The organism is Streptomyces sp. BA2, from assembly GCF_009769735.1.
Classification (GTDB): domain Bacteria; phylum Actinomycetota; class Actinomycetes; order Streptomycetales; family Streptomycetaceae; genus Streptomyces.
Genome location: NZ_WSRO01000002.1, coordinates 249,538 through 273,146, shown reverse-complemented (window position 1 = coordinate 273,146; position 23,609 = coordinate 249,538). Strand labels below are relative to the sequence as shown.

General features: G+C 67.4%; 27 protein-coding genes and 3 pseudogenes. 14 read left to right on the top strand and 16 right to left on the bottom strand.

Annotated elements, in window-relative coordinates:
• Nucleotides 1-8: 8 nt before the first annotated feature.
• The 3 genes from E5671_RS03905 to E5671_RS46920 all read right to left on the bottom strand — a co-directional run bounded on the left by E5671_RS03905 (nucleotide 9) and on the right by E5671_RS46920 (nucleotide 3,004).
• Nucleotides 9-539, bottom strand: coding sequence for a hypothetical protein (locus E5671_RS03905; protein WP_160502445.1), 531 nt, complete (start codon nucleotides 537-539; stop codon nucleotides 9-11).
• 23 nt (nucleotides 540-562) lie between these two features.
• Nucleotides 563-979: a hypothetical protein gene (locus E5671_RS03900; protein WP_160502444.1), complete on the bottom strand. Its 417-nt coding sequence runs from the start codon at nucleotides 977-979 to the stop codon at nucleotides 563-565.
• Nucleotides 980-2,875: 1,896 nt separating this feature from the next.
• Nucleotides 2,876-3,004: a hypothetical protein gene (locus tag E5671_RS46920; protein WP_272902815.1), complete on the bottom strand. Its 129-nt coding sequence runs from the start codon at nucleotides 3,002-3,004 to the stop codon at nucleotides 2,876-2,878.
• A gap of 906 nt (nucleotides 3,005-3,910) precedes the next feature.
• Here E5671_RS46920 and E5671_RS03895 point away from each other — a divergent pair.
• From E5671_RS03895 to E5671_RS03885, 3 genes and pseudogenes are all read left to right on the top strand, one after another.
• Nucleotides 3,911-4,288 (top strand): VOC family protein, encoded by a 378-nt coding sequence (locus tag E5671_RS03895; protein WP_160502443.1) that lies wholly within the window; start codon nucleotides 3,911-3,913, stop codon nucleotides 4,286-4,288.
• Nucleotides 4,285-4,440 (top strand): annotated as a pseudogene (locus tag E5671_RS03890) (RNA polymerase subunit sigma-70); the annotation flags it as partial. The gene E5671_RS03895 and the pseudogene E5671_RS03890, both read left to right, overlap by 4 nt.
• Before the next feature lie 375 nt (nucleotides 4,441-4,815).
• Nucleotides 4,816-5,001 (top strand): hypothetical protein, encoded by a 186-nt coding sequence (locus E5671_RS03885; protein ID WP_160502442.1) that lies wholly within the window; start codon nucleotides 4,816-4,818, stop codon nucleotides 4,999-5,001.
• Between the two features lie 725 nt (nucleotides 5,002-5,726).
• Here E5671_RS03885 and E5671_RS03875 read toward each other — a convergent pair.
• Nucleotides 5,727-6,284: a MarR family winged helix-turn-helix transcriptional regulator gene (locus tag E5671_RS03875; RefSeq protein WP_336605655.1), complete on the bottom strand. Its 558-nt coding sequence runs from the start codon at nucleotides 6,282-6,284 to the stop codon at nucleotides 5,727-5,729.
• Between the two features lie 67 nt (nucleotides 6,285-6,351).
• On the opposite strand from E5671_RS03875, the gene E5671_RS03870 reads away from it, so the two are divergent.
• Together E5671_RS03870 and E5671_RS03865 are read left to right on the top strand one after the other, a co-directional pair.
• A complete protein-coding gene (locus tag E5671_RS03870; RefSeq protein WP_160502441.1) occupies nucleotides 6,352-7,629 on the top strand; it encodes an MFS transporter in 1,278 nt (425 codons plus the stop codon).
• A gap of 215 nt (nucleotides 7,630-7,844) precedes the next feature.
• Nucleotides 7,845-8,699, top strand: a complete 855-nt coding sequence (locus E5671_RS03865; RefSeq protein WP_160502440.1) for an oxidoreductase — start codon at nucleotides 7,845-7,847, stop codon at nucleotides 8,697-8,699.
• Nucleotides 8,700-8,935: 236 nt separating this feature from the next.
• Here E5671_RS03865 and E5671_RS03860 read toward each other — a convergent pair whose 3' ends face one another.
• A complete protein-coding gene (locus E5671_RS03860) occupies nucleotides 8,936-9,775 on the bottom strand; it encodes an SDR family oxidoreductase (RefSeq protein ID WP_160502439.1) in 840 nt (279 codons plus the stop codon).
• A 92-nt stretch (nucleotides 9,776-9,867) separates the two neighbouring features.
• Between E5671_RS03860 and E5671_RS03855 the strand changes: the two genes are divergently transcribed.
• The 3 genes and pseudogenes from E5671_RS03855 to E5671_RS47335 all read left to right on the top strand — a co-directional run.
• Entirely contained in the window at nucleotides 9,868-10,239 is a 372-nt protein-coding gene (locus E5671_RS03855) for a winged helix-turn-helix transcriptional regulator (RefSeq protein ID WP_160502438.1), read from the top strand.
• Nucleotides 10,240-10,389: 150 nt separating this feature from the next.
• A complete protein-coding gene (locus tag E5671_RS03850) occupies nucleotides 10,390-10,629 on the top strand; it encodes a hypothetical protein (RefSeq protein WP_160502437.1) in 240 nt (79 codons plus the stop codon).
• Nucleotides 10,630-10,777: 148 nt separating this feature from the next.
• Nucleotides 10,778-10,870: pseudogene (locus E5671_RS47335) on the top strand (transposase); the annotation flags it as partial.
• Between the two features lie 7 nt (nucleotides 10,871-10,877).
• Here E5671_RS47335 and E5671_RS03840 read toward each other — a convergent pair.
• Both E5671_RS03840 and E5671_RS03835 read right to left on the bottom strand, forming a co-directional pair.
• The gene (locus tag E5671_RS03840; protein ID WP_336606035.1) at nucleotides 10,878-11,189 is read right to left on the bottom strand and encodes a mycothiol transferase; all 312 of its coding nucleotides are present in this window, start codon (nucleotides 11,187-11,189) and stop codon (nucleotides 10,878-10,880) included.
• A 2-nt stretch (nucleotides 11,190-11,191) separates the two neighbouring features.
• On the bottom strand, nucleotides 11,192-11,944 hold the full coding sequence (locus E5671_RS03835; RefSeq protein ID WP_237330092.1) for a helix-turn-helix domain-containing protein: 753 nt from the start codon (nucleotides 11,942-11,944) through the stop codon (nucleotides 11,192-11,194).
• A 6-nt stretch (nucleotides 11,945-11,950) separates the two neighbouring features.
• Here E5671_RS03835 and E5671_RS03830 point away from each other — a divergent pair, with 6 nt between their 5' ends.
• Both E5671_RS03830 and E5671_RS03825 read left to right on the top strand, forming a co-directional pair.
• Entirely contained in the window at nucleotides 11,951-12,340 is a 390-nt protein-coding gene (locus E5671_RS03830; protein WP_160502436.1) for a hypothetical protein, read from the top strand.
• A gap of 93 nt (nucleotides 12,341-12,433) precedes the next feature.
• Nucleotides 12,434-13,009 (top strand): NAD(P)/FAD-dependent oxidoreductase, encoded by a 576-nt coding sequence (locus E5671_RS03825; protein WP_160502435.1) that lies wholly within the window; start codon nucleotides 12,434-12,436, stop codon nucleotides 13,007-13,009.
• Here the strand turns inward: E5671_RS03825 and E5671_RS03820 are convergent.
• Nucleotides 12,957-13,535, bottom strand: a complete 579-nt coding sequence (locus tag E5671_RS03820; RefSeq protein WP_160502434.1) for a GNAT family N-acetyltransferase — start codon at nucleotides 13,533-13,535, stop codon at nucleotides 12,957-12,959. The genes E5671_RS03825 and E5671_RS03820 overlap by 53 nt on opposite strands.
• 64 nt (nucleotides 13,536-13,599) lie before the next feature.
• Nucleotides 13,600-14,034 (bottom strand): nuclear transport factor 2 family protein, encoded by a 435-nt coding sequence (locus E5671_RS03815; protein WP_160502433.1) that lies wholly within the window; start codon nucleotides 14,032-14,034, stop codon nucleotides 13,600-13,602.
• A gap of 95 nt (nucleotides 14,035-14,129) precedes the next feature.
• Here E5671_RS03815 and E5671_RS03810 point away from each other — a divergent pair, with 95 nt between their 5' ends.
• Nucleotides 14,130-14,615: a MarR family winged helix-turn-helix transcriptional regulator gene (locus tag E5671_RS03810; RefSeq protein ID WP_160502432.1), complete on the top strand. Its 486-nt coding sequence runs from the start codon at nucleotides 14,130-14,132 to the stop codon at nucleotides 14,613-14,615.
• Between the two features lie 250 nt (nucleotides 14,616-14,865).
• Here the strand turns inward: E5671_RS03810 and E5671_RS03805 are convergent, their stop codons facing one another.
• The 3 genes and pseudogenes from E5671_RS03805 to E5671_RS03795 form a co-directional block, all read right to left on the bottom strand.
• Nucleotides 14,866-15,696: a SigB/SigF/SigG family RNA polymerase sigma factor gene (locus E5671_RS03805; protein ID WP_160502431.1), complete on the bottom strand. Its 831-nt coding sequence runs from the start codon at nucleotides 15,694-15,696 to the stop codon at nucleotides 14,866-14,868.
• Nucleotides 15,697-15,938: 242 nt separating this feature from the next.
• Nucleotides 15,939-16,355 (bottom strand): CBS domain-containing protein, encoded by a 417-nt coding sequence (locus E5671_RS03800; RefSeq protein ID WP_160502430.1) that lies wholly within the window; start codon nucleotides 16,353-16,355, stop codon nucleotides 15,939-15,941.
• 45 nt (nucleotides 16,356-16,400) lie between these two features.
• A pseudogene (locus tag E5671_RS03795) lies at nucleotides 16,401-16,939 on the bottom strand (hemerythrin domain-containing protein).
• Between E5671_RS03795 and E5671_RS47330 the strand changes: the two are divergent.
• A complete protein-coding gene (locus E5671_RS47330) occupies nucleotides 16,865-17,020 on the top strand; it encodes a hypothetical protein (protein WP_336606092.1) in 156 nt (51 codons plus the stop codon). The pseudogene E5671_RS03795 and the gene E5671_RS47330 overlap by 75 nt on opposite strands.
• A gap of 225 nt (nucleotides 17,021-17,245) precedes the next feature.
• On the opposite strand, the gene E5671_RS03790 is transcribed toward E5671_RS47330, so the two are convergent.
• Nucleotides 17,246-17,572 carry a plasmid stabilization protein gene (locus E5671_RS03790; protein WP_160502429.1) on the bottom strand — a complete coding sequence of 109 codons (327 nt, stop codon included), beginning with the start codon at nucleotides 17,570-17,572 and terminating at the stop codon, nucleotides 17,246-17,248.
• Between the two features lie 727 nt (nucleotides 17,573-18,299).
• On the opposite strand from E5671_RS03790, the gene E5671_RS03785 reads away from it, so the two are divergent.
• Both E5671_RS03785 and E5671_RS03775 read left to right on the top strand, forming a co-directional pair.
• Nucleotides 18,300-19,100, top strand: coding sequence for a VOC family protein (locus E5671_RS03785; RefSeq protein WP_160502428.1), 801 nt, complete (start codon nucleotides 18,300-18,302; stop codon nucleotides 19,098-19,100).
• Between the two features lie 922 nt (nucleotides 19,101-20,022).
• Nucleotides 20,023-21,126: an FUSC family protein gene (locus E5671_RS03775; protein ID WP_336605654.1), complete on the top strand. Its 1,104-nt coding sequence runs from the start codon at nucleotides 20,023-20,025 to the stop codon at nucleotides 21,124-21,126.
• A gap of 192 nt (nucleotides 21,127-21,318) precedes the next feature.
• Here E5671_RS03775 and E5671_RS03770 read toward each other — a convergent pair whose 3' ends face one another.
• From E5671_RS03770 to E5671_RS03760, 3 genes are all read right to left on the bottom strand, one after another.
• Nucleotides 21,319-21,657: an STAS domain-containing protein gene (locus E5671_RS03770; protein WP_160502426.1), complete on the bottom strand. Its 339-nt coding sequence runs from the start codon at nucleotides 21,655-21,657 to the stop codon at nucleotides 21,319-21,321.
• Nucleotides 21,658-22,052: 395 nt separating this feature from the next.
• Complete coding sequence (locus E5671_RS03765) at nucleotides 22,053-22,322, bottom strand: hypothetical protein (RefSeq protein ID WP_160502425.1); 270 nt, start codon at nucleotides 22,320-22,322, stop codon at nucleotides 22,053-22,055.
• Between the two features lie 264 nt (nucleotides 22,323-22,586).
• Entirely contained in the window at nucleotides 22,587-23,054 is a 468-nt protein-coding gene (locus E5671_RS03760) for an ATP-binding protein (RefSeq protein WP_160502424.1), read from the bottom strand.
• Between the last annotated feature and the right edge of the window lie 555 nt (nucleotides 23,055-23,609).

Sequence of the window (23,609 nt, the reverse complement as noted above, 5' to 3'; positions counted from 1 at the left end):
GGCTGGTGCTACAACGGACCCAGGACCTCCGCACAATAGAGAGCGAAGCGTCCGATGCTTCCGGCTTCATCAGGGGATCGGATCAAGGAATAGATGAAGAGCCCAGCGGCGGCCAGACCATGAAGAACCCTGACGTATGCGTCGGTATCGAAGCTCCACGGGCTGCGGAGAAGCGCCTTGTTCAGCACGACGACCTCGATGGCCACGCTACCGATCATGACGCATGCCGTGTAGACCATGACCCACCAGATTGAAGGTCCGGGCTTAGCCTCGAAGAGAAGTTGCAGACTGGTGCCACCTGCGAGCAATGGCACCGGGGCAAGTAGGTAGAGCAGAACTGTGACTGGGATGTGCCACGGTCCCATGTAGAAGACGTGTGCGTCACCGTCATCGTCTTCGTCATCTTGAACCGTCTCGCGGAAGCAAGGTGTCGCGGTGTCGAAGTGGTAGTGGTTTTGGACGAAGTGCTGGTCTCTCCCGGCCTGGTGTACCTGGGCCTCATCGGAGGCGTCGGCCCGCATCGACCAGGATTCGTTCATCTCTCCGTCATTACCGGGCGGAGTCATGACTGGGTAATGCTTTGGTCGCGCCCCGCCTGGAACACTCGTCCGTTGCCGCTTGCATGGGCAGTTATGTTCAGGGAGGGATGAGCACTACTGGTCTTTTCTTGCCCGAGCGCCGCGTTGAGCTGCCTGAGTGCGTCAAGAGCCTGAGGCTGCGCGACGAGCAACCCGAGCAGGTACCCGTTCCATGCGGCGACGAGCGCGGCGTGCGTATGTTCATCTCCCGCTTGGAGAGAATTGACGAGAAGCCTCCGGTTCTCCTCGAAGTTCTCATGGATCGAGTCGGCGGACTCAGGGCGGAACCGTTGCCAGAGCGCTACTACGCTGTCCCTCGCGCGCTGCCAGCCATCCGTAGCCATCGCCGAAACAATGGCAGTACCAGCGGTGCCGGCAACTGCGACGATCTGCGGGTCCACACATTCCCCCTGGAAGACGCGGGACGATCTCGTGACTCCATGTGCTGTCGTGACTATAAGGGCGCGTACAGCAAGTCGTCAGCCCTCGCACGCGGTTGATGGCTTGTGGCAGGCCTTCCCACGAGTTATCCACCGAGCTCATGCTTGCACTCGTGGGCGCCTTGAAGGGCGACGGAACGTCCTCACGCCGGCGGGTAGGGCGCCCGCGCCCCCCCGCAACAGATCCGCCGCCGAATCCACGGAGCACCCCACGTCGGTGGGGAGGGGGCGGTCATGGTCCGCGTCTGGTCGTCGGTCTGCGGAACACCCTCACTGACGCGGGGGTGTTCCGCTCGTCCCCCTCGAAATGGCGGGTGGCGCTGGGTGCTCCCCGCCGCGATAGCCCCAGGTCCCACACCACCTCGCCGGCCACGGTGCGGCGCCGGGCCGGGGGCCGCGGGCCTCCACCGTGCCGCGCACCAGCGGGAGTCCGGAGTGGAAGATCGGGTGTGCGCTCTCCTCGTGGGTGTTGTCGAAGAAGGCGAGGTCGACCAGCCCGGAGCCGTCCGTGTGATGCGCCGCCTGCTCTCCACGGCGCAACGCCGGGCCGCGGCCGCGCTCGCCGTGACGGCCTCCACCACGTTCGGCTCGTGGGCGCTGACGTTGGTCTGCTCGCCCTCGTGCACGGTCTACGCCGGGGCCTACACACCGCTCCACGCGCCGGAGACCGAGGTCGACGCCGCGCTGGAGCCGCTGGAGCCGCTGGAGCGCGCTCACGACAGGGCCTTTGCAGACGGCGTGGCGTGTGCGGTCCCAAGCGGGCGCGCTCCAAAACTGGAACGACCAAGGACGCCCCGGCCAGGTAGCCGGGCACAACCCGGCTGCGCCGCAGCGTGCCGTCCGTTTCACGTCACCGGTTCCGGATGGCGCGGCGGAATCACCCCCCCGGCCTCCCACCAGAATCTGCTCCACTCAGCATGGGTCCGTGGATACTCAAGGCTCGCCCGCTTCCTGATGAGGATGGGGAGATCTAAGTTGGGTGTCATGACTGGGGACTCCGACGACAGGACACCTCGTACCTCATCTTCACCATTACCGCCTCCTCCTTCAGCGCCGCCCCTACCCACACCCCCTCAGCCTCAACAGCCCAGGTGGGCTTGGTGGGTTGTCGGGGTCCTTGTCCCTGCTATTGGCATCATCGTGACGTTGCTCGTCAGCAACCAGGGATCATCCCCTTCCGCCGGCTCGGACCCGTCAACTGATGTGAGCGATTCGGCGGATTCGGCACCCTCCGCGAGCTCGAAGCCCTCAACTGACGTGACGGACTCGGCCTCCGCAGCCAGCGGTGGAGATACCGGAGGGAACCCACCGAAGGTGAGATTCGGGCCAGGAACCTTAGATGTCCCAGACCTGGACCACATCGATCTGGATTCCGAACCCCCACTTGTCCTGGAAACGGGCACCAAAGGCACAGACCTCTACGTCAGCACCCCTACGCTCTCATCGGAGGAATCCGGTCAGAAACTTGCCCCGCTGCCTTCTTCCGGCTCCGCTCCGAGCGAGGCCGAGTGCGCTGAGCAGGTCCAGAACAACGGTGCATATCACGTCAAGCTGACCAGGGGAGCCCGCTTCTGCGCGCAGTCCAACGAGGGACGCACGGCCCATATACGTGCTGTAGCGGTGACTGAGGGACCCGTGCGGCTCAAAGTAACCGTGTGGGAACTCCCGAGCTGATCTCTGCGCAGACCTTGCCGCAGGCCCGCTCAATTGGCCTGACGCTGAGTGAGCGCACCATACGGAAGTCGGAAGTTGAACAGGAGTCGCAGGGCTCGTGGACGCTTGACCAGGTTCCCGTTCGTCTCGATCAGGCTGTCGCTCACCAGCGAGGGCAGTACTAGTCAGTACAGCCCGTACGAGTCAGTACAGCCCGATCGCATCCACGACGATTGCCGGGCCGGAGATGTGAGCATGCACGTCCTCGGCGGGCAGATCGACCCCGATCCGTGCCATCATCACGCGCTTCATCAGGAACTCCCAGTCGTGCAAGCGTTGAGCTTGGACACGCTGCCAAGGATGCGCACTCGCCCTCCACACGGCTGGCTGACGCGTCGTCGATGAAGTGGTCGGGGCGTACGTTGATGTACACCTTCTGCGGCAGTGATGTTTGGGAGAGCTCCAGTAGGAGGGGGTTGGGGAGCAGCTCGTTCTCCAGGTAGTCCTGCTTGCACCTGCTTGCACCTGTTCATCGCCTCGGCGAACCGCGGATCTGCGACATCCAGATCGAAGAGGTTGTCCAGATCACGGCCCTACTGAGCTAGGAGGAGGCGGCGGATGGTGAAGAGCATCTTCCCTGCCGAACTGGCCGCGGGGATCCGTGCTGCTTCTCCCGAGATCTCGACAAGGTCATCTTTGGCAAGGCACGTGTTCTCTCCGGCTGGACCTTCACGCCCACGCCCTTCACCGCGTCCTGGCTGATCAGGGAGTCGATCACGTTGGAGATCAGGGCCTTCTCCCGCGGATCCAGGCTCCAGGCTGTAGGTCCGCTGGTACTCGAAGTCGCTGCCTGCCGTCCCGTCCACACCGAAACTACCGACGCCCGCCTTGCCCCCGCCGGCTCGCCGCTTCACCGTCTTCTCGACGATCAGCTCCCGCTGGGGAACGCCGACTTCGTAGCAGTCCGCCTGGGACAAAAGCGTCTCCAGGTCCAGGCGGACTCGGGGGCCTCAGCGCCGTACAACAAGTCTCCCACCCGCCTCTGACACTCTGTCTGGCTCGATCAGCGGGTGCTGCCGCCACCCATCCGTGACTTGGTTGCCAGCAAGGTCGGCGGACCGGAAGCAGCTGCGGCGGCTCGGACGGACTGGTCTCGTTACCTTCTCCCGTCGGCGTTCGTCATGGGTTTGACGGCCGGATACGAACGGTTGTCGTACCGACGAGTGAATCGAGAGATGGATGCTGACCAACATCATGTACGTGACGGTCTACGTCACCGATCAGGACCGCGCGCTGGAGTTCTACACCGTGGGACTCGGCCTGGAGAAGCGGCTCGACTTCCCCGGGCCCGATGGACGTTTCCTCACCGTCGGTGTCCCGGACAGCCCGGTGCAGATCATCCTGTGGTCGCAGGCGGCGGTCACAGGACAGCCAGCTGGCGCGCCCGGTCCGGTGATCCTCGAATCCGACGATCTGCGAAAGGATTTCGAGGTCATGCGCCAGCGCGGCGTCACCTTTGAGGAGTCCGAGCCGCAGGAGTATCCGTTCGGGCTCCGCATCGAGGCGATGGACCCGGACGGCAACCGGGTCTCGCTCCGTCAGCCGCGCAAGCCCTGACCGCCCACCCGTCCGGCCTCGTGACCGAGGTGTTCGAAGCCCAGCGCGATCGGTTGCGCGCCGTCGCGTACCGCGTGCTGGGCTCGCATGCCGATGCCGATGCCGATGCCGATGCCGATGCCGATGCCGATGCCGATGCCGAGGACGTGGACTAGGAAGCCTGGTTGCGCCTCGTCCGCTACGAGGAGGCGGCCAACCCATGCTCGAATGCTGAGGCAAAGGGACAGCTCCCACGGCGCGGCCGCCGGGTTGTGTCCTGTGCTAGTGAACCTTGAGCACCTGCCGTCGAAGGTTGAGCGACGCTTCTACGGGTCGTGGTGTGCGGCGGCTGTGTCGACGATTCCGTTGGCGATCTTGGCTCAGGAGGGGAGTGGGGGCGGTAGTACCAGTCGTCCCTCCGGGCACGGATATCGCATTCGAGGGCTTGGGCGGAGCCTGGTGTGAACTCTCTGTGGAGCCCCGCCCCCGGCGCATCCGCGCCCGTCTAGGGTCGTCGTGACCACGACAAGCGGCTCAAGGGGGTACACATGGCAGTCGCACGGGGCCCGGAGGGCTTACGTCGCCAGGCGGAAGAGGGGGACGAGGGCGCACAGCTCAAGCTCGGCGAGTGGTATGCCAGTAACGGGCACCTGCGCCAGGCGCTGAAGTGCCTGGCGCCGCTGGCCAAAGCAGGCAGTGACCGGGCTCTGGGGCAGGTCACGGGTTTCTGTTGATGTTGGCTCGCGAGATGCGGTCCTGGGCGGGCAGAGAGGCTGATGCTCGCGAACTTCTCGTCCGTCTGGCGGTGGAGGAAGGGCCCCGGAAGCGGCCCGATATCTGGCTGGCTGGCATGGACCACGATGACCCCCAGGATGCTGCTCGATGGCACAGCCTGGCCGTCGAGTTGAGGCATACGAAGCGTTGGCGCAACGGTCGGGGACTTGTGGAGATGCCTCGTGAGATGCCTCGTGCTGTGCCTGCCAGGCGGGCGGCGAAATCCCCTGCGCGTAGTGCCCCGGACCCGGTGGTCATCGATCGGGGTGAGGCGGCGACGATCGTGGGGGCCGTGAGTGCTGTTCCCTTTGCCCAGGCCATCGCTACGCAGGCGGGCGGTGATGTCTATGCCTGGGTGCGGCAGCTCTTCGGCCGTGTTGTGGGGCGTGGGAGCGAGTAGCTGACCGAGATGACGGGTGAGGCGGCTCTGCACGCCGTCGGGGACAGTGCGGCCAACACCTGGCTGGTGATGCGTGGTCGCCCTTCTGACGAGGCACTGGCCAAGCTCGCCGAGACCGACCTGGAAACCTTGGCCGCCCCGGAAAACCTTGGCCGCCCCCGACCGGTGAGGGCGAACCGTCATCGTCTGCTGGGTTCCCGAGGTCGGAGAGTGGCAGCGACGGGTGGAGCAGCCCGGCGGGCGCTAGGGCCTGTGCGGAGTCGTGATCACGACTCCGCACAGGCCCTAGTCCTTGGGAACGTCGTGACGTGAGACCTGCCCGAACTCATCCTCCAGGCGGCGCAGCAGGCCACTCAGCAACACGTTGAGCTCCTCCAGCTCTTCAGGGTTCAACGCCTCTGCGAACAGCCGCCGCTCCTGAGAGGTGCGCTCCTGGGTGGCCGAGCGCCAGCGGGCCTGCCCCTGTTCGGTCAGGCGCACCGGCTTGCTGCGCCCGTCGGCCGCCGCCACGGACTCGATCAGCCCGGCACGCGCGAGGCGGCTCAGGCGCACGCTCATCGTGCCCGAGGTGATCCCGAGCTGCTGCGACAGCGCGGTGGGGGAGACCTGGTGGGGAGCGCCTGAGCGCTGCAGGGCGGACAGGGCCGCCCAGTCCCCGGCCGTCAGCTCATGGTCGGCGGCCACGCGCGACAGCAGGCGCTCGAAGAGACGGGCCATGCGACCGATGCGCTGGCGGGCCGCTTCGGTGTCCGGGTCGACATCGGGCATGTCGGCGATCCATGAGGTCAGTTCGGCTGCGACGGAGTCCTGCGGCTCCGTCGGCGGCGGCTCGGATACAGGCACCTTTGACACTCCCTTGAGTCTCAAGATAATTTACCTTGGCATTCAAGGTAACTATAAGAGGAGGCCCGTGACAGACTCGTCCACCCCACAAGGACACCGTCCACTGCCCTGGGCCGGGTTACTGGCCCTGGCGGTCTCCGGGTTCGTCACCGTGCTCACCGAGACCATCCCCGCCGGCCTGCTGCCGCAGATCAGCGACGGCCTCGACGTCTCCCAATCAACCGCCGGACAACTGGTGACCGTCTACGCCGTGGGCTCGATGGCCGCGGCCATCCCGCTGACCGCGCTGACCCGACGCTGGCCACGCCGCCCGGTCCTGCTGGTCACCCTTCTCGCCGTGGTCGCCGCCAACATCGCCACGGCTCTCTCTCCTTGGTACGCCCTGACCTTCACCGGCCGCCTCATCGCAGGACTCGGCGCAGGACTGCAGTGGGCCATGCTGGCCGGATACGCCATGCGGCTGGTCCCCGAATCCAGCAAGGGCAAGGCCCTGGCTGTCTCCATGGGCGGCGTCCCCGTCGCCCTGGCCCTGGGAGTCCCTCTGGGCACCGCCCTGGGCACTGGCATCGGCTGGCGCTCCACGTTCGCCGTGATGGCCGTCCTGGGACTCCTTACGACCGTCTGGGTACGGGCGGCCATCCCGCCCCTCGAAGCGGAACCCGCCCACGAGCGCATCCCGGTCAGCCGGATCCTGCTGCGCCCGGGCATCGCAGTCCTGATGCTGATCGCGTTCGCCTTCGAGGTCGCCCACACGAACCTCTACACCTACATCGCCTCCTTCCTGTCCTCCTCGGGCCTGCAGGACCGGGTCGATGTCGTCCTGCTCGTCTTCGGCATCGCCTCCATCGTCGGCCTCTGGCTGACCGGAGCTCTGATCGACCGCAACCTGCGTGCCGTCGTCATGGCCGCCCTGGCCGGCTTCACCGGCGCGATGGCCCTGCTCGCCGTCATTGGAACCAACGCCGTGGCCACCCTCGCGGCCATCGCCGTGTGGGGGCTTGCCCTGGGAGCCGCGCCGACCATGCTGCAGGCCTCCTCCGCCCGGGTCGCGGGGGCCTCGGTGGAAGTCGCCCAGTCGATGCTGGTCACGATGCTCAACGCCGGCATGGCCGCCGGCCCCCTCCTGGGAGGCATCCTCTACTCGGCCGACCAGACAACTCCCTTGCCCTGGGCGAGCCTTGGCATCTTCGCCGTCGTCCTCCTCATCGCCGCATCGATCGGGCGCCGCGCCTTCCCCTTGTCCACGCAGGCACCGCCCGCCGCCCCGCGCGACCAGACCCCGGACCTGATCGAGCGGACACAAGACGACGCCAACACGCCCCAGCCCACCCGGACTTCGCGCTAGTTCCTGTCCGGCCGACCCCAACCGGCCGACCCTGTCCGACGACCCCAACCGGCCGACCCTGTCCGACGACCCCGTCCGGCCGATGCTGCCCGGACGCCCCTGCCCGGCCGATCCCGCCAGGACAGCAGACGAAGATCGACCCACCACGCCCCCGCCCCTTCGCTCCAGCCGCCACCCGGCATGGATCGGCACGCCATTGAAAGGACGCGCCCCCGATGACCTCGCAGCCCTCCACTCCCGAAACCGCCAAGGTCTGGTTCATCACAGGTACGAGCACCGGCCTGGGCCGCGCCCTGGCCCACGAGGTCATCGCCGCCGGCGAACGCCTCGTGGCCACCGCCCGTGATACCTCGACCCTCGGCGACCTGGTTTCCGCCGCACCCGACCGTGTGCGCGCCGTCCCCCTCGACGTCACCGACCCCGCCGCCGTCGATGACGCCGTGGCCACGGCGCTCAAGGACTTCGGCCGCATCGACGTCCTCGTCAACAACGCCGGCTACGCGATGCGCGGCGCCGTCGAAGAACTGTCGGACGTCGAGCTGCGCCACCAGTTCGACACCAATGTCTTCGGCGCCATGGACGTAACCCGCAAGGTTCTGCCCACCATGCGTGCTCAGCGCTCGGGCTGCATCGTGCAGATGTCGTCGGTCGGCGGCGTCATGGCCACCCTGGGCGGCACCGCCTACGCGGGCACCAAGTTCGCCCTCGAGGGTCTCTCCGAGGGGCTGGCCCTCGAAGTCGCCCACCTCGGCATCCACGTCGTCATCGTGGAACCCGGCCCCTTCCGCACGGACTTCGGTGGGCGCTCCGTACGCTTCGCCGACCCCATCGACGACTACCGTTCCGTCCTGGACCCGGCCAAGAAGCAGTTCCTGGCGATGCACGGGACCCAGCCGGGCGATCCCGCCCGCGCGGCCCACGCCATCATCACCGCCACACGCATGGAAAAGCCCCCGCTGCGGCTACCGCTGGGCGCCAACGCGGTCGATCGTATCCGCGAGCGGCTCCAGCTCCGCCTCGACGAAGTCGACGCCACCGAGCCCCTGGGCCGCCCGACCGACTTTGCCTGACACACAAGCAGTACCGGGACGTCGGATCGCCACCACCCAAGGCCCCTGCCGACTACGAGACGGGGGCCTTGGTGTGGTTCGGCCGGGCCCCGTCGACCTCGAGGGGGAACCGCCCCAGAGGCTCCGTTCGCTTCCCCGTCACGTGACCGCTCTGCGAACGGTTCTGTTCCACCACCGCTTCCGCCATACCGGCGCGACCTGCGATTTCGCGGTTCGGAAACAGCTTCTGATCAGTCTCAGCGGAACGCGGCGACATTGCGGGCGGCCCAGTCGGCGAAGGGGCGCGGGGCGCGGCCGAGGACCTGCTGAACGTCCGGGCTGACGCGCAGCTCAGCCGGGCTCGGTGAGCCGAGGATGTCCAGAGTGTCGTCGGCAAGCTCCGCCGGCATGCTCTGGGCCATGGCGGTCTTGGCCTCGTCGCGGGTGAGCTCGTGAAACCTCACTGGCGAGCCCAGCGCGGCGGCGATGGCCTCCGCCTGCTGGCGCGGAGTGATCACCTCCGGGCCGGTCAGCTCGTAGACGCCGCCGGTGTGCCGGTCCTCCAGCAGGCAGGCTGCCGCGACCGCGGCGATGTCCGCCGGGTCGATGATCGGCACCCCGACGTCGCCGAAGGGCGCGGCGACGGCCTGTTGCGCGCGGACGGACTCGGCCCACCACAGGGCGTTGGAGGCGAAGCCGCCCGGCCGCAGGATGGCCCACTCCAGGCCGGACTCCCGCAGCGTGTCCTCCAGCGCGCGCATCGCGATCCGCGTTTGGCCGGAGGGCCTGGTCACCACGCCCAGCGTGGAGAGCAGAACGACCCGGCGGACCCCGCTGGCCGCAGCTTCGCTGATGATGTCGGCAGGGTTGGCTCCAGCGGCGTGCAGGTTGCCGGACAGCAGCAGGAACAGCGCCTTCGCCCCGGCCAGCGCGGGCTTGAGGCTGGCCGGCTCGGCCAGGTCGGCCGTCACGTGACGGACGCCGTTCGGCACCGCCGCCGTGTGCCGTGACACTGCCATCACTTGCTGGCCCGTCTCGGACAGCGTCTGCGTCAACGGCCGGCCGATATTCCCGGTAGCCCCGGTTACTACGATCATGATCAGCTCCTCGTCGGATGTTCTCTGTGGTCGTCACGCTAAGAGCAAGGGCTAACTTTCGGTAAGGGCATACCTTGAGGTAAGCTCATGAAATGACGGGAAGCGTGCAGCGCAGACAGGCCGTGGCGGGGCAGCGGTATGACGTGTTTCACACCGACTGCCCTGCGCGCGATGTGGTCGACCATGTGACCAGCAGGTGGGGCGTCTGGGTGCTGATCTCGTTGCGGAGCGATGACCTCCGGTTCTACGAATTGCGCGAGAGCATCCAGGGCATCAGCGAGAAGATGCTCGCCCAGACCCTGCGCGCGCTGGTCCAGGACGGCCTGGTCTGGCGGGAGGTAGAGCCGACGACGCCGCCTCAGGTCACGTACGGGCTGACCGAGTTCGGCCGGGACGTCGGCGAGCCGCTGACGGAGCTGTTCGACCGGATCACACGGCGGCTGTCGCCACGCAGCGCGGGATAGCGCGGTACTGGCTGGTGCACGTCCGCGAAGCGATGGACGATGGACGCACTGCTGAGTCAGATCTTCGCCCCGATCCAATAGCGCCCTCTGGCAGCCCAGCCCTGGACGCGCTGCACGGCCTCCAGGGGGAAGATCACCACGGCCGTACCCGTGGCCCGGCACAACGGCGAGGCGTGGCAGCAGATCGCCAACCAGCTGGGAGTCTCCCAGCAACTGGCGTGGAAGAAGTCCAAGTTCGCCGGTTCCACCGAGGCCGTCGACGACGCCTACCCGAAAGCCGGATCGCTTTCGATCGTGCGCGTCGGCCTGCGGCTATCCGTCCTCGCTGTCATCCGTGCGCAGGTCGCGCAGTTGCCGCAGGCCCGGCGCCGAGGGCCGGTGAAGGCGTAGCTGCCAAGGAAGTTGGTGCCCTTGGAGACCTCGTTCATGGCGTGCAGACTGCACGCCAGCGCGAGCGCGGCGTCCTGACCGCCATCCTCCTGCTCCGCCCCGTTCTCGTATAGCTACCGCCAGGTGGCGTGTAGCGCTACGAAATCTGGGCGGCATGATCCGCCGCTACGTCATCTGGCGAAACCGCCATGCTGACGACCGGCGCCTACGCGCCGTCGTCGACAGAGCCAACGCTGCCTGATCCGGCACTACACGCCGGCGGCCCCGTCGATGCGTGCCCGCAGCAGATCGGCGTGGCCGTTGGGGCGGGCGTACTCCTCGATCATGTGGACGTAGATCCAGCGGAGGTTGACGTCCTGCTCCATGAAGCGGCCAGTGCCAGCCAGAGCTCGCTCGGCGCAGTGCTCGCGGGCGCGGGCGATTTCCGCATGCCAGGTGGCGAGGGCGTCGCGCAGGGTGGCTCCCGCAGCGAGTTCGAAGCCGCCGTCGGGGCCATCCGGGTCGGCCTGCGGGTCGTAGGCGGGCGGGGTGTCGGCGTATACCTCAACGTGGCCAGTCAGGTTCAGCTATGCGTTCCGGCCCTGAAGGAGGCGGGCGTGCGCCCGATGAAGTCCCGTGCAGTGCGGGTGAGGTGGGCCTGGTCGGTGAAGCCTGCGGTGGCTGCGGCCAGAGCGGCAGTCGAATTGGGCAGGTCGGCGATCGCGGTGCGGAGCCGGCCCCATCGGCGCAAGCGAGTAAGCGCGATGCCCACGTCCTGCCGGACCAGGGCGCGCAGCCGAGGGGCCGACAGGCCGATCTTGTTGGAGATGGAGGCGATGGGCATGTCCGGATCGCGCAACGTGCACAGGTCGATGGCGTGGGCGACTCTCGGGTCGAGTGGGGTCGGGCGCCCGGCGAGTGTCCGCAGCTCGGCGTATCCGGCGGCCAGGTCCGCGCAGGTGCCGGGGCCGTCGGAATCGGTGGTGCCGAGTGCGGCGAGCAAGCGGCGGACCTCGCCTGCACCGAGCGGTATCGGCCCAGGGCAGGACGGCAGCAGCCAGGGGTCGATGAACAGGGCGATGTAGGGCGAGGTCGCCGCGCAGGTGTGGGTCAGTTGAGGCGGAACGATCAGGCCGGGCGCCGTCACCATGGGCCGTCCCGGCTGGAGGAGTTGGGCGTGGCCGCCGATCGGCAGTACGGCTTTCCACGCGGGCAGCCGGTGTTGGGCGACGCGGGATGGGCGGGACTCGGCGAACATCGTTGCCTCGGGGCCGGAGGCGAAGACGATACGGCGATCGTTTTGTTCAAGTGCCCAGGCATGAGGGGAGCGGATCATCGTGCCATGCACGCTATCGCTATCGCTATCGCCATCGCTGCCGTCGCCTTGGCGATATTCCTGGTCGTCACTGGGGTCATGCATTTCCTGGCCCCCGGCTACTTCCGCATGCTGATACCGGCATGGCTCCGCCGGGAGCGGCTCCTCGTGGCTGTCAGTGGGGCGGCGGAGGTCGTGGTGGGTGCGCTGGTGCTGGTTCCGTGCAGCAGGCGGGTCGGAGGCTGGGCCGCCGCCGTCCTGATCACCTGTTACCTGGTGTCCCACGTGGACGCGCTGCGGCGCGCGCGGCCGGACCGGCCCCGGCTGCTGGAGAGGCCTGCCGGTGCGGTGGCCCGGCTGGTGGTGAACGTCCTGTACATCGCCTGGGCGGTTGCAGTGGCCAGATCCGCGCCCTGACGCCGATGTGCGGCGACTGATTGTCAGAGGTGGCGCCGAGCCGCCGAAGCAGCCGTAGCCCCAAAGTCCCAAAGTCCCAAAGGATGTCATGCCATGAGCCATCGCCTCGTCGTCGTAGGTGCCGGTTACGCCGGTCTGCTGGCGGCCAAGCGCCTCGCCCGGAAGCTACGCCGAAGCGACGTCGCCATCACGCTGGTCAATGCCTCAGACCGGTTCGTGGAGCGGGTCCGGCTCCATCAGCTGGCTGCCGGGCAGCGATTGGCGGAGCTGTCGTTGCGTCAACAGCTCCGCGGGACATCGGTCCAGCTGGTCGTCGGACGTGTGACCGCGATCGATACCACTTGCCGGACCGTGTGTATGGACGTCGCGCCCCGGACGATCGGCTACGACACCCTGGTGAATGCGGTAGGCAGCCGGGCGCGGCTCGACGATGTTCTTCCGGGGGCAGTCGAGCACGCGTACGCTGTCGCCGGCTCTGAGCAGGCGACGCGGTTGCGGCACAGGGTTGCCGAGTTGGCGTCAGACGGCACTGTCGCGGTGGTCGGCGGAGGGCTGACCGGGCTGGAAACCGCCTCGGAACTGGCCAAGAGTTACCCCGAGTTGTGGGTCCGGCTGTTCACCGGTGCGATGCATCGGGACCGGCCTCGCGCCGCGAGTGAGTGGTTGTGACGTACTGGTCCGAAGACAACTCGAACACCCGGACTCGCCGACCGCCGGTGGGATTGACGGTCTTACGGACCGGATGCATCCCCAGTTTTGTCATGATCCGTTCGGAGGCGTCGTTGCCCACTTGAGTGATGCTGACGATCCGCTCCAGCCCTCGCTCTTCGAATCCGAACCGTACAGCGGTCGCAGCGGCCTCGGTGGCCAAGCCCTGTCCCCAGTGGGAACGTCCCAGCCGCCAGCCGACCTCAACCGCCGGCAGTACCTCCGGCAAGTAGTTGGGCACCGAAAGGCCGGTGAACCCGGCCAGCTCGCCAGTGGACCGGATCTCCACGGCGAACAGGCCGAAGCCCTGTGACTCCCACTCGCTCTCCCATGCCTGGATCCCGCCGCGAGTCTGCTGTTCGTCACGGACGCTGCCGTCACGGATCCACCGCATGACCTGGGGGTCGGCATTGATGGCAGCCATGGGCGCAACGTCTTCCTCGCGCCAGCGACGCAGGATCAAACGGGGAGTCTCAAGCGTGACCATGCAATCATTCTGGATCACAGAATGGGCTCTCCGCCATCCTCACCAGGCACTTTCGATGCATGCCCTAGAGGGCTCGCCCCAGGGCCTCGGTCAGGGCGACCGGGGTGATTTCGAGGCGGTCGAAGCGCCAGCCGTCCTGGGTGCGGCGCGCTCGGTAGTGGTGGATGGCGGCGGCGACCGCCTCTGATTTGTCGTCGATGACGAAGACGGCGATGTCGTGGGCCCGCACCGTGGCGGTCGCGCCGTTGACCTCGATGACGAGGTTGGACTTGTTGTGCAGGGTGCGGACGTAGTCGTCGTGGCGTGAGCGGACGAGGTCGATGAGCGGCTCGATGCCGTGTGCCTCTCCGCGGAGGGACTTGACCACGACGTCCTGGGTGAAGAGTCGATCGGTCTCGTCGTAGCGGCCCTCGTCGATCCACAGGCTGTGGCGGGCGACCAGGTCGGACAGTTCGGCGCGGTCGGCGAGGTCGCGGATGAGAGTTTCGGTGCTGGTCATGGAAAGCTCCTTCAAACAATTAGAGTCACTAACGTTCGATGCCCTAACGAAAGTATATCGTTAGGGGAGCTAACGCAAGCGGGTAGGCTGTCGACATGGAGACGGGCGAGGAACTGAGCTTTGACCGCGGCGGCGAGACTCCTGCCCGGCTCAAGGGTCAGCTCTCGCGCCTCGTCGGGATGACGGCCGCTCAAATGCGGCGCGTGGCGGGCGATGCGCTCGGCGCGGTGGGTGCCCGTAAGGACCACTTCGTGGTGCTCGCCGCTCTCGGCGAGTTCGGCCCCGCGAGTCAGGCGGCTCTCTCCGGCCGCACCCGGATTTACAAGAGTGACCTCGTGGCCGTCCTCAACGACCTTGCGGACGGCGGCTGGGTCCGCCGTGCCCCCGACCCCGGCGACAAGCGCCGCAACGTCATCACCATCACCGACAGCGGCGAGCGCCGCCTCGCCGAACTCGACCGCGTCCTCGACGGCGTCAACGAGCACATCATGGCCCCACTCGGCCACGACGAGCGCACGCAACTGTTCGCCCTGCTCGGCCGTATTAACGCTCATCTCGACAACCCGCCGGGCCGCGCCTGATCGGGGTCGGCCGTGACATGACGACAGCCGCGCGGGTTGAGTGGACTGTGACGTCCTTCTTGGCCCGTGCGGCCTTGTCCCATCCTCCCTTCTGCGGCCTTGATCGTGCACATCTCGGTAGGCGCGGTCATTAACCGTGGGTTCAGGCCAAGGGGGGCGCTGGGGAGCGATGGCCGAGCACCGTCGTCGAGTTCGAAGGAGACTCGGCAGTAGACGTCGGCAAGTACAGGCATCCGGTGAGGCCAGCTTCTCAGGCGGCTGCTTGGAGCTCGGCCTTTTCGCGTGCTTCCTCGCGGACCCGGGCGCAGCTTTCCCGGATGAGCCGGGAGACGTGCATCTGGGAGATGCCGAGTTCTTCCCCGATCCGGCTCTGCGTCATGTGCTCGAAGAAACGCAGATACAGGATGGTGCGCTCCCGCTCCGGCAGATGCCGCAGGCCAGGTTTGGCGGCCTCGCGGTCGGCGACCAGGTCGTATGAAGGCTCTGGAGTGCCGAGCGTGTCGGCCATGTTGAAGCCGTCGCCGTCCGTGGGGGAGAACTCGGCGTCCAGGGACAGGGCCTGGTAGCTGTCGATCGCTGTCAGGCCGTCACGGACTTGGCTCTCGCTCAGGCCCGTCTTCGCGGCGAGGTCGACGAGTGTCGGTTCGGGGCTGCCGGGCTGCTGCATCAGCTCGCGGCGGGCGGCGCGGACCTTGTTGCGCAGTTCTTGCACGCTGCGCGGCACGTGCAGGTCCCACGTGTGGTCTCGGAAGTGGCGGCGCAGTTCACCGGTGATGGTCGGCACCGCATACGACTCGAACGCGCCGCGGCCAGGGTCATAGCGGTTGACGGCCTTGAGCAGGCCGATGGCGGCGACCTGCTTGAGGTCCTCCATGCTCTCGCCCTTGTCACGAAAGCGGCTGGCGATACGGTGCGCCATCGGCAGCCATGCCTCGACTACCTGCTCACACAGCAGGTCCCGCTCGGGGCCCGCGTCGAGGCGTGCCAGATGGGCGAAGGCCGCCCTGGTGTCGGGGGAGTCGTCGTGATCACGGCGTGAGCGCGCGTGCTGCGGCGTGTTGGAGATGCTGTCGGTGAGCATAAAAAGAACGCTCCTCAACGGGTCAGCCAGCAAGGTTCCGCGGGGGCGCGACAGCCATGAGAGTCATCCAGCCGGAAAGCGGCACGCCGCTCGCGGGTAGATGCCTTCTGTCCAAAGCATCGATACGCGCCTGCCCGACCGTCCTTTGCTCAAACTGACTCCGCCGCCGACGTGCGCTCCACGCCAAGGCGCGCCTCGCCTCCGCCTTCAGGCGCGCCTGGCTGCAACGTCGGGCGTGCCGTTCAGTCGCTGGAGAGTGCTTCCAGGAGGTCTCCGACCTGGGGGTCGGGCAGGGCGCGGGCGACGTCGCCCTGGGAGACCATGCCGACCAGGCGGTGGCCGTCGATGACGGGCAGGCGGCGGGTCTTGTGGGACGTCATGGTGCGCAGGATCTCGCTGGCGTCGTCGTCGGCGCCGATCGTGACGGCTTCGCCCTGGGACAGCTCACCGGCCATGGTCGAGGCGGGGTCCTTGCCGGCTCCCAGCACCTTGATCACGATGTCGCGGTCGGTGATCACGCCCTTGAGCTTGTCGTCGGTGCCACAGATCGGCAGCGCGCCGACGCCCAGTTCGGTCATCTTCTGGGCGGCGAGCAGAACGGGCTCGTCAGCGCCGATACATTCGGCGCCCTCGGTCATGATCTCTCGTGCGGTGGTCATCGTCGTGTCTCCTTCGCGTGTTGTTGCGGCCGGTGGCCGCAGGCCTCATGTCGTGGTGGGGACGGGGCAGTTCGTGCGACGGCCGGCCATCAGGGCGCGGGTGTGATCCACCAACCCGCGCTGGAGCCTGGAGTTTGTGGCCCGGCGGGCCATTGGGTGCGCAGGGCAGGGGCGCGGACGGGTGGGGGGCGGTCTTCTTTGCGGTGCGGACCTTGGCGCCCAGATCCTTCAGGAGATCGGGCGTGCAGGTCACCGACAGGGGAGGGAAGAGGCGCTCTTCCTCGGCGCGTACGTGTGCGCGCACCTCGAGCCTGAGCCTGGCCACCAGGTGATCGAACTGCGGATCGTCCGCGTGGCCCCCCTCCAGGTCTTTGAGGAGCAGCTCCACCCCCGTCTTTGAGGAGCAGCTCCACCGCCGCGTGGTCGGTCAGCTCCTTGGCGATGAGGTCGCCGCCGCCTGGGATGTACTCGCGCACTGCTGAGTGCAGCAGCTTTTCCTTGGCCACGGCATGCTGTACCAGTTGCCTGGTGGGTTCACCGGCCAGCTCCCGGCGCCGTTGGTCACCTACCGGCTGGGCCTCGATCTGAGCGAACAGCGCATCGACCTCGCGGTGATCGGCGGTGAGCTCCGCGATCACACCCCTACCGTGTTCCCTCAAGGGTGAGGCCCCTCTTTTGCTGGTAGGGCGTGAGCTCAAGCTCAAACCGGCCCCATTACCGCCAGTGCCCGGGGCTGACAACCATGCGCACCTGGGCGAGTTCGACGTGGCACCGGGGCCGCATAGGTGGCCTTCGGATAGCGCGAAGAGCGACAGCCTCCCGGGCGAGTCCGTGCGCTAGGTCAGCCGTCAGCCCCCCGCGGTCCTGCGGGCGTGCGTGGGGTCTGGCGGTCAGCGTCCGACGGCCTTGGCCAGTTGCTGTTTGTTCATCGACGAACGGCCGTCGATGCCGCGCTTCTTGGCCTCCGCGTACAGCTGGTCCTTCGTCGGCCCCTGCGAACCGCTGTGCGAGCGCTCACCGCCGCGCTGCGAAGCGGACTTCTTGTCCCGGGTGGATGTCTTGCTCGCCGTTTTCGACTCACCGGAGCGGGCCCGCTCCTTGTTCACGGTGCGCGCCGCGATCTCCTTCGCCCGGCCCTCAGAAGTGCCACGCTTCTCGGCACCCTCCTTGATGTGCTCGTACTGACGCTCACGCTTCTTGCTGGAACCCTGCGGCACGACGTACTCCTTCCAGACGGGGGCGGGCTCCCGGGCCGCGCCCCTTTCCAATGACCCTCCGCGTACCCTCCGGCTGGCATTTCATCGGGAACCGCGGTGGTCCCATCTGATGCGGGGCCTTATAACTCTGCGAGCAGACAGCGACCGAACGGATGAATCAGCGGCCCGCAGATCTTCCGGTTCCTGAAGCGTTCGCCACCGCCGGACCGTGTGCGGAGAACTGACAGCACTTCGGGGGCCGCGGCTCAGCAGGGGAAACAACAGCGCACAGCTTCCCGGGCGTCACACGCTCGCCTGTCCAGGAGCTCGCGGATACCTCACGCCCTGTTCTTCCTGCGGCTGGCGAAGCGCGGAGACCGCGGCCGTGCGCGGGGTACGTGCGGCGGAGGCCGTGGCCCAGCTCGGCGTCCCTAGCAGGGCCTCGGCGTCTGGCGACCGGCTTCGCCGACGAAGCCGGCCGAGCCTTGCGAGATCGCCGTCCCGGTGCCCAGGGTCTTTGACCAGGTGCTCGGCTATTGCGGCCAGCCCACGATCTCGGCTCACCACCTTGATGGGTCGGGAAGGCGGCCATGCCTTTGGTAATCGCCCTGGCGGATAGCATGGCAAGAGCGGATGAAGCCGGGCAATCAAGCCGGTTGCATGGTGCTGGGCGCGGCCACGCGCGAGAACGTGCTTTCGGCCAGCTGATCCGCTGCCACGTCTCCTTGCCCATGGGATGTCGAGTGCGATGACCGGACACAGAACTGTCACCCCCGTAGCAGATGCCATCACCAGCCGTGAGATCGTCGGCGCGCCTTGCTGGACGAGCTTGCTGACACATGACCTGGCGGCCGCTGAATCCTTCTACAGTGCAGTCCTGGGCTGGACCTTCCGCCCGGCGAGCCTCGGCGAGGATTTCCGTGTCGCCCTGCACGAGGGCAAGCCCGTGGCCGGTATCGGAGCCCTCGCCTCGACGCTGCGGGTTCCTGTCGCGTGGACGCCTTACTTCGCGGTCGAAGATGTGGATGAGACGGCTGCGCGGATCCGTGAGCGCAGCGCCACCGTCGCCGTGGGGCCGCTGCGGTTTCCGGTAGGCCGCGGGGCGCTTGCGGCGGACCGGGACGGCGCCGTGTTCGGGATCTGGGAAGGCCAGCTGATCTCTGACTGGCATTCCTGGCGGGCGGACGCACCGGTGTGGCTACGCCTGCGGTCACCGGACGCCTTCGAGGCGGCCATTTTCTACGGCCAGGTTCTGGACTGGGCCTGCGAACGGCCCGGTTGCTGTGAGGTGGGCTATGAGGACGACGAAGTCGTCCTGAGCCAGGAGGGGAAAGTGCTCGCCCGCCTCGGCTCGGGCGGCGACGACAGAGCACCCAGCCCGGCGGACCTGCCCCGATGGGACGTCTACTTCACGGTCACCGACCCAGAAGCCACGGTACGTGCAGCGCTCAGTCACGGCGGTTCCGTGGTGCGTCACACCGACCAGGGCCACCCGGAAACTACTCTCTGTGACCCGCAGGGCAGCATCTTCACCGTGACAGCACGCTAAGCGCCGGGGGCGCGGTGATTCACGCCCAGCCGTAAGTGTTTTACCAAGCCGCCACGGCTGACCTTTCGCTGCCCGTGAGGGCTTTGCAGCCGTCCTTGGTGACCTTGGTGGGGTCGCGCGGCCAGGCGCTCGGCCGGATAAATGGGATCATGTAAGGGAGGTGATCGCGATGCCGAACCCGCAGCAGCCTGAACAGCGGCGCAGCGACAAGGGCGCAGCTACCCCTCAGGACAGCGCCGAACGCAAGGCCCGCCAGCCAGGAAGGCCGGGGTCGGCCGGTGCTCACGCCCACGGGCCGGATAAAGGCAGTAAGGGCGGCGGCCCCGGCGGCGGAACTCCGCCAGGGGAGCGTCCGGATCATCCGGCCTGAGCCCTGCAGCAAGAGCGTGGCCCGCGGGGCTTGGGCGACGGGGCGGCACCCGGTTTCCGAGCGGCGTTCGGCGGCTCGGCCGCTGGCCTAGCCCTTCCTGCGGTAAGTCACTGCTCGCTTCACCGACAAGTTCCCACAATAAGTCGGACCCTCCAGAGGAGATCGTCGTTGGACGCCGACGACGCGACGATCCCTGTCAGTCAGTTAGTCAGGCCGTCCGAGTCCGAGTCGGCGAGGGTTAAGAGCAGCCTGCTGCCGCGGTAGCCGCTGAGGCCAACGGAGGCTTGCTGCGCGACCAATGAGAGCGCCGATCTCCAAATTGCCGCCGTCGGACTGCTCGAGGCCGTCTCGAGGATGTCGTGGGGCGTGGGGTGCCTGATGTCGTGGTACTCCGCCTGGGACAAGTGGGTCTGTGGGTGCAGAAAGAGAGCGGTCATTGGTATGGCGGTTGGCGGGGCGCGGGTTCAGGGACGGTCGGGATGGTTCGTACGGGTGGGACAGTGGTGGGGGAGGGCCTTTCGCCACGCGGGCCCCGAGAGCGAGACTCTGTTGTTGGTCGCCAAGAGCACTCTGGCGGCCTCGCTGGCCTGGGTGGTTTCCTTCTACGTGCTGGACGCGCAGTCGCCGGCGTTCGCCCCGTTCTCCGCAGTGATGATCATGTATGTGACGGTCTATCAGTCCGTGACGCAGTCCCTGCGCTACGTCGGCGCGGTCGCCTCGGGGGTGGCCGTACAGGCCGCGCTCGGTTTCCTCGCCGGACCAGACATGCTGACCTTTGTGCTGGTCGCCGTCATCGCTCTGTCGATCGGCCGCTCCCGGGTGCTCGGCGTGCAGGGCCCACAGGTAGCCACCGCGGCGTTCTTCGCGTTCTCCACCTACAGCAGCGCCACCGACAACCTGACCCGCATCACGCAGCTGGGGCAGATCGTGCTCCTGGTCCTCATCGGCTGCGCGATCGGTACCGCAGTCAACATCACCGTTGTTCCGCCGCTGCGCTACCGCAGCGCCGAACACAGCGTCCGTATGCTCGCCCAGGCCCTCCACGATCTGACCGGGGATATGCATCCGGTCCTGCGCGACGGTGCGCCGGAGGAGGAGACCATCAGGCGGTGGCGCGAGCGTGCCGCCCAGACGGACCAGCTGATCTCGCAAGCAAGGGCGGGGCTGAGCACCGCCAAGGAGAGCGTCCACTACAACCCCCGGCGGCTGTTGAGGCGCCATCGTGGGCACATCACCTTCCAAGGCTATGAGACGGTGCTCAACGCCCTGGAGCGGACCCTGCAGCAGCTGGCTTCCTTGATGAGGAGTCTCGACCAGTGGCGCCAAGAAGAGAACGAGTACAACTACCGGCGCTTTTTCGGCCGGTACGCGGCCTTCCTCGAAGCCATCTCCGAGATCGCCGAGGCGCTGAGCACCCTGGACGAGGCGCATCTGGCCCAGCAGACACAACAGTTGGCCGACCGGACCCGCACCGCGCAGGAACGCCGTCGGGAGGTTGCCGAAGAAGCCGAGGCCCAGTTGCTACCGCTGACCGATCCCGCCCGCCCCTATGGCGTTTTGGTCGTCGAGGCCACTCGCCTGATGGAAGAGGTGCAGTACACCAGCGACACCCTCTACGACTGGGTAGAAGGCATGAGCGAGGCGGCGGACGTGTGAGAGGCGGCTGGCCTCCCTTCAGATTGCGATGGGCATCCACCTGCTTGCGCCTTGTGCTGGCAGAGATGGAACGGGTCGACCGCCTCGCTCTTCGGACCAGCCCTGGTCTTTCACCGGGCCGATTGCGGGCCGTCAGTTTCCGTTGGGGCAGCGGTAGCGTCTCGGTCAGTGGCTGCATGGTCATTCGCGGGCTTACGGCCCATGCGGCAAATCCTGCAGACCTGCCCGGTGGATGGCGTCATGGGGGCCACGGCGCCGGTCTCGATGATGTCCACCGTGACGCCCGACGGCATCCAGCGCTTGGCAGACGCCCAGCAGCGTATAGAGCCCGGCATTGCCGCAGCGGGTGAGGGTGGACAAGTCCAGCAAGAGCCGACGGCGGACACCTGGCCGCACCGCTACCTGCAAGATCGCCTCGCGCAGCAGCATGGCGGTGTTGGGATCCAGCTCGCCGGCCAGCCCTATCACCACCACAGAGCGGCCCACCATGACCTGACGGACCACCAACCGGGGCTTGGAGCCGTGCCTCATCCCAGGGACCCCCCGCCTCAGCCCGCCAGTGGCGCGCCGACCGCGGACTGCTCGACGAGGCCAAAAGGACCGTCTCGTGCCGGATCACTGAGCGCACCACCCAGGCCACCATGGACATCGGCCCAGCATTGCCGGAAACCCTCTTCGTACCCACGTATCCTCCTGCATTTTGGCTGGGGGAGGAGGATCGAGGAGGCTCGGATCACCGACATGGTTGGTGCCGCGAGCTGGCGGCCGAACACCGAGTTCCGCATCCAGTACTCCGTCACACTGCCCCTGCCGCAGCGAGCCGTCGTGCGCCAGCATCCCGGCACGATCCGCGTAGCGCCGTCTCGCCGTGCAGCGAGCTCGTGCAGACCTTTCGAGCGGGGGCGGTCCGGCAAGGGCAGGCGGGCCTACTCGAGATGCCCGGCCGCCTTCTTCACCCGGGTTTCGGTGTCCTGGCGGGCCTCGCCGTTCGTCTTGGCGTAGGTGGCGATCGCGTTCTGGGCGTCCCGGGCCAGGTCACGCGCCGCCCGCCATGCCGTCTCGTAGGTCTGTGACTGCTGTGCGGACCACGGGTGGGCGGTCGGCGGACCGTACTGGTCTCGTAGGCGCTCGGCCTGGGCGTGCGCCGCGTCGGCCGCGCGCTGCATCTCGACGAGTTCTTCGAAGGTGTGTGCCACAGCAGCCGATCGTAGGGAGGACACAGCGCGGGGCCGCCTCGACCCGCGCAGGAGGTGATCGTGTTGTGGCATGAGCCGCCCCGCTGACGGCTCGTCTCCACCCTGGCGTAGCAGGACGAGTTGACGCTCCGCTCTATTGGCGCTGCGCGGCCACGAACTGCTCCGCTTCCGTGCGGGCACTGCGGTACGCGTGCGGTACACGCAGCCCAGTCTCGTGAAGGGCAGCTTCTCCGGCAGGGGGAGCGCAGGCGGTGAATGTAGTGATTACAGCTTGTGGCCCGCGACGTCGCCGTCGGGGTCGTCGGCCAGCACGATGGCGGCGGTGATCCGCTTGCCCACCGGTTCCCGCTGTACTTGAAAGCTCTTGGACACCGCCATCACGATCTCGAGTCCGTGCCGGCCGATCCGGGCGGGGCCCTGCGCCAGAACCGCGGGGAGCGTGGTGCTGCTGTCCCAGACGCTCACTTCCACCGCGCCGTGCTGGACCTCGAGCGTGACCAGGCACGGTCCGGGCGCGTATTTGCGGGTGTTGGTCACCAGCTCGCTGACCACCAGCTGCACCATGCCCATCACGCGCCCGGAGACCGGAAACCCGTGGACGGCCTGCAAGTCTGTCAGAAAGCTTCGGGCCAACGCACGAGCGGCGGGGATCTCTTCATCGTCGTCACCGAAGGCCGCTGAAACCGTGATAGCCCCACGGAAAAGAAGCCCTCGTACGTCTGTCTGGTCCATACGGTCCGCCCTGCTGCCCAGGTGCCCTGCCAGCACCACGGCAGCTACCTACCCCCGAAATGGCATCCAACGCAGAAAGACTGTCGCGGCAGCCCTTGCCGCCTCCCAGGCCACGGTGCCGCTGCCTGGGAGGCGGCAAGGGCTGTGTCGTACCGGGAGATGAGTGGCGCAGACCGCGATACTGCTGTTGCCGCGGACACCATCAGGGCACGGCACGGCGCGGGAAATGGCCGTGGCCGGGCGACTGAGATCTACCATCCGCCCTGGCGAGGGCCGCGATCGCCTTGCGGGACACTTCCTCTCGGTGCCTCCCGCAAGGCATCCCGCAAGACATCCCGCTCCTGGCTCTGGTTCCCCGCGATGATCGACCTCGCATTGACACAGAGGACGATGGCGGTGGCTTCGTTCACTTCAGGCGACAGCGTTTCTCCACCGGCTCGAGAGGCATGTGACGGTCAGCGGCGGCGTGAATGTTCATGAAAAATGACGTCGCTGCGTGGGACGCCCCACCGTCCGGGGTATCCCTTGCGTGGTGGCGCTGCGCGCTGTCGGTTG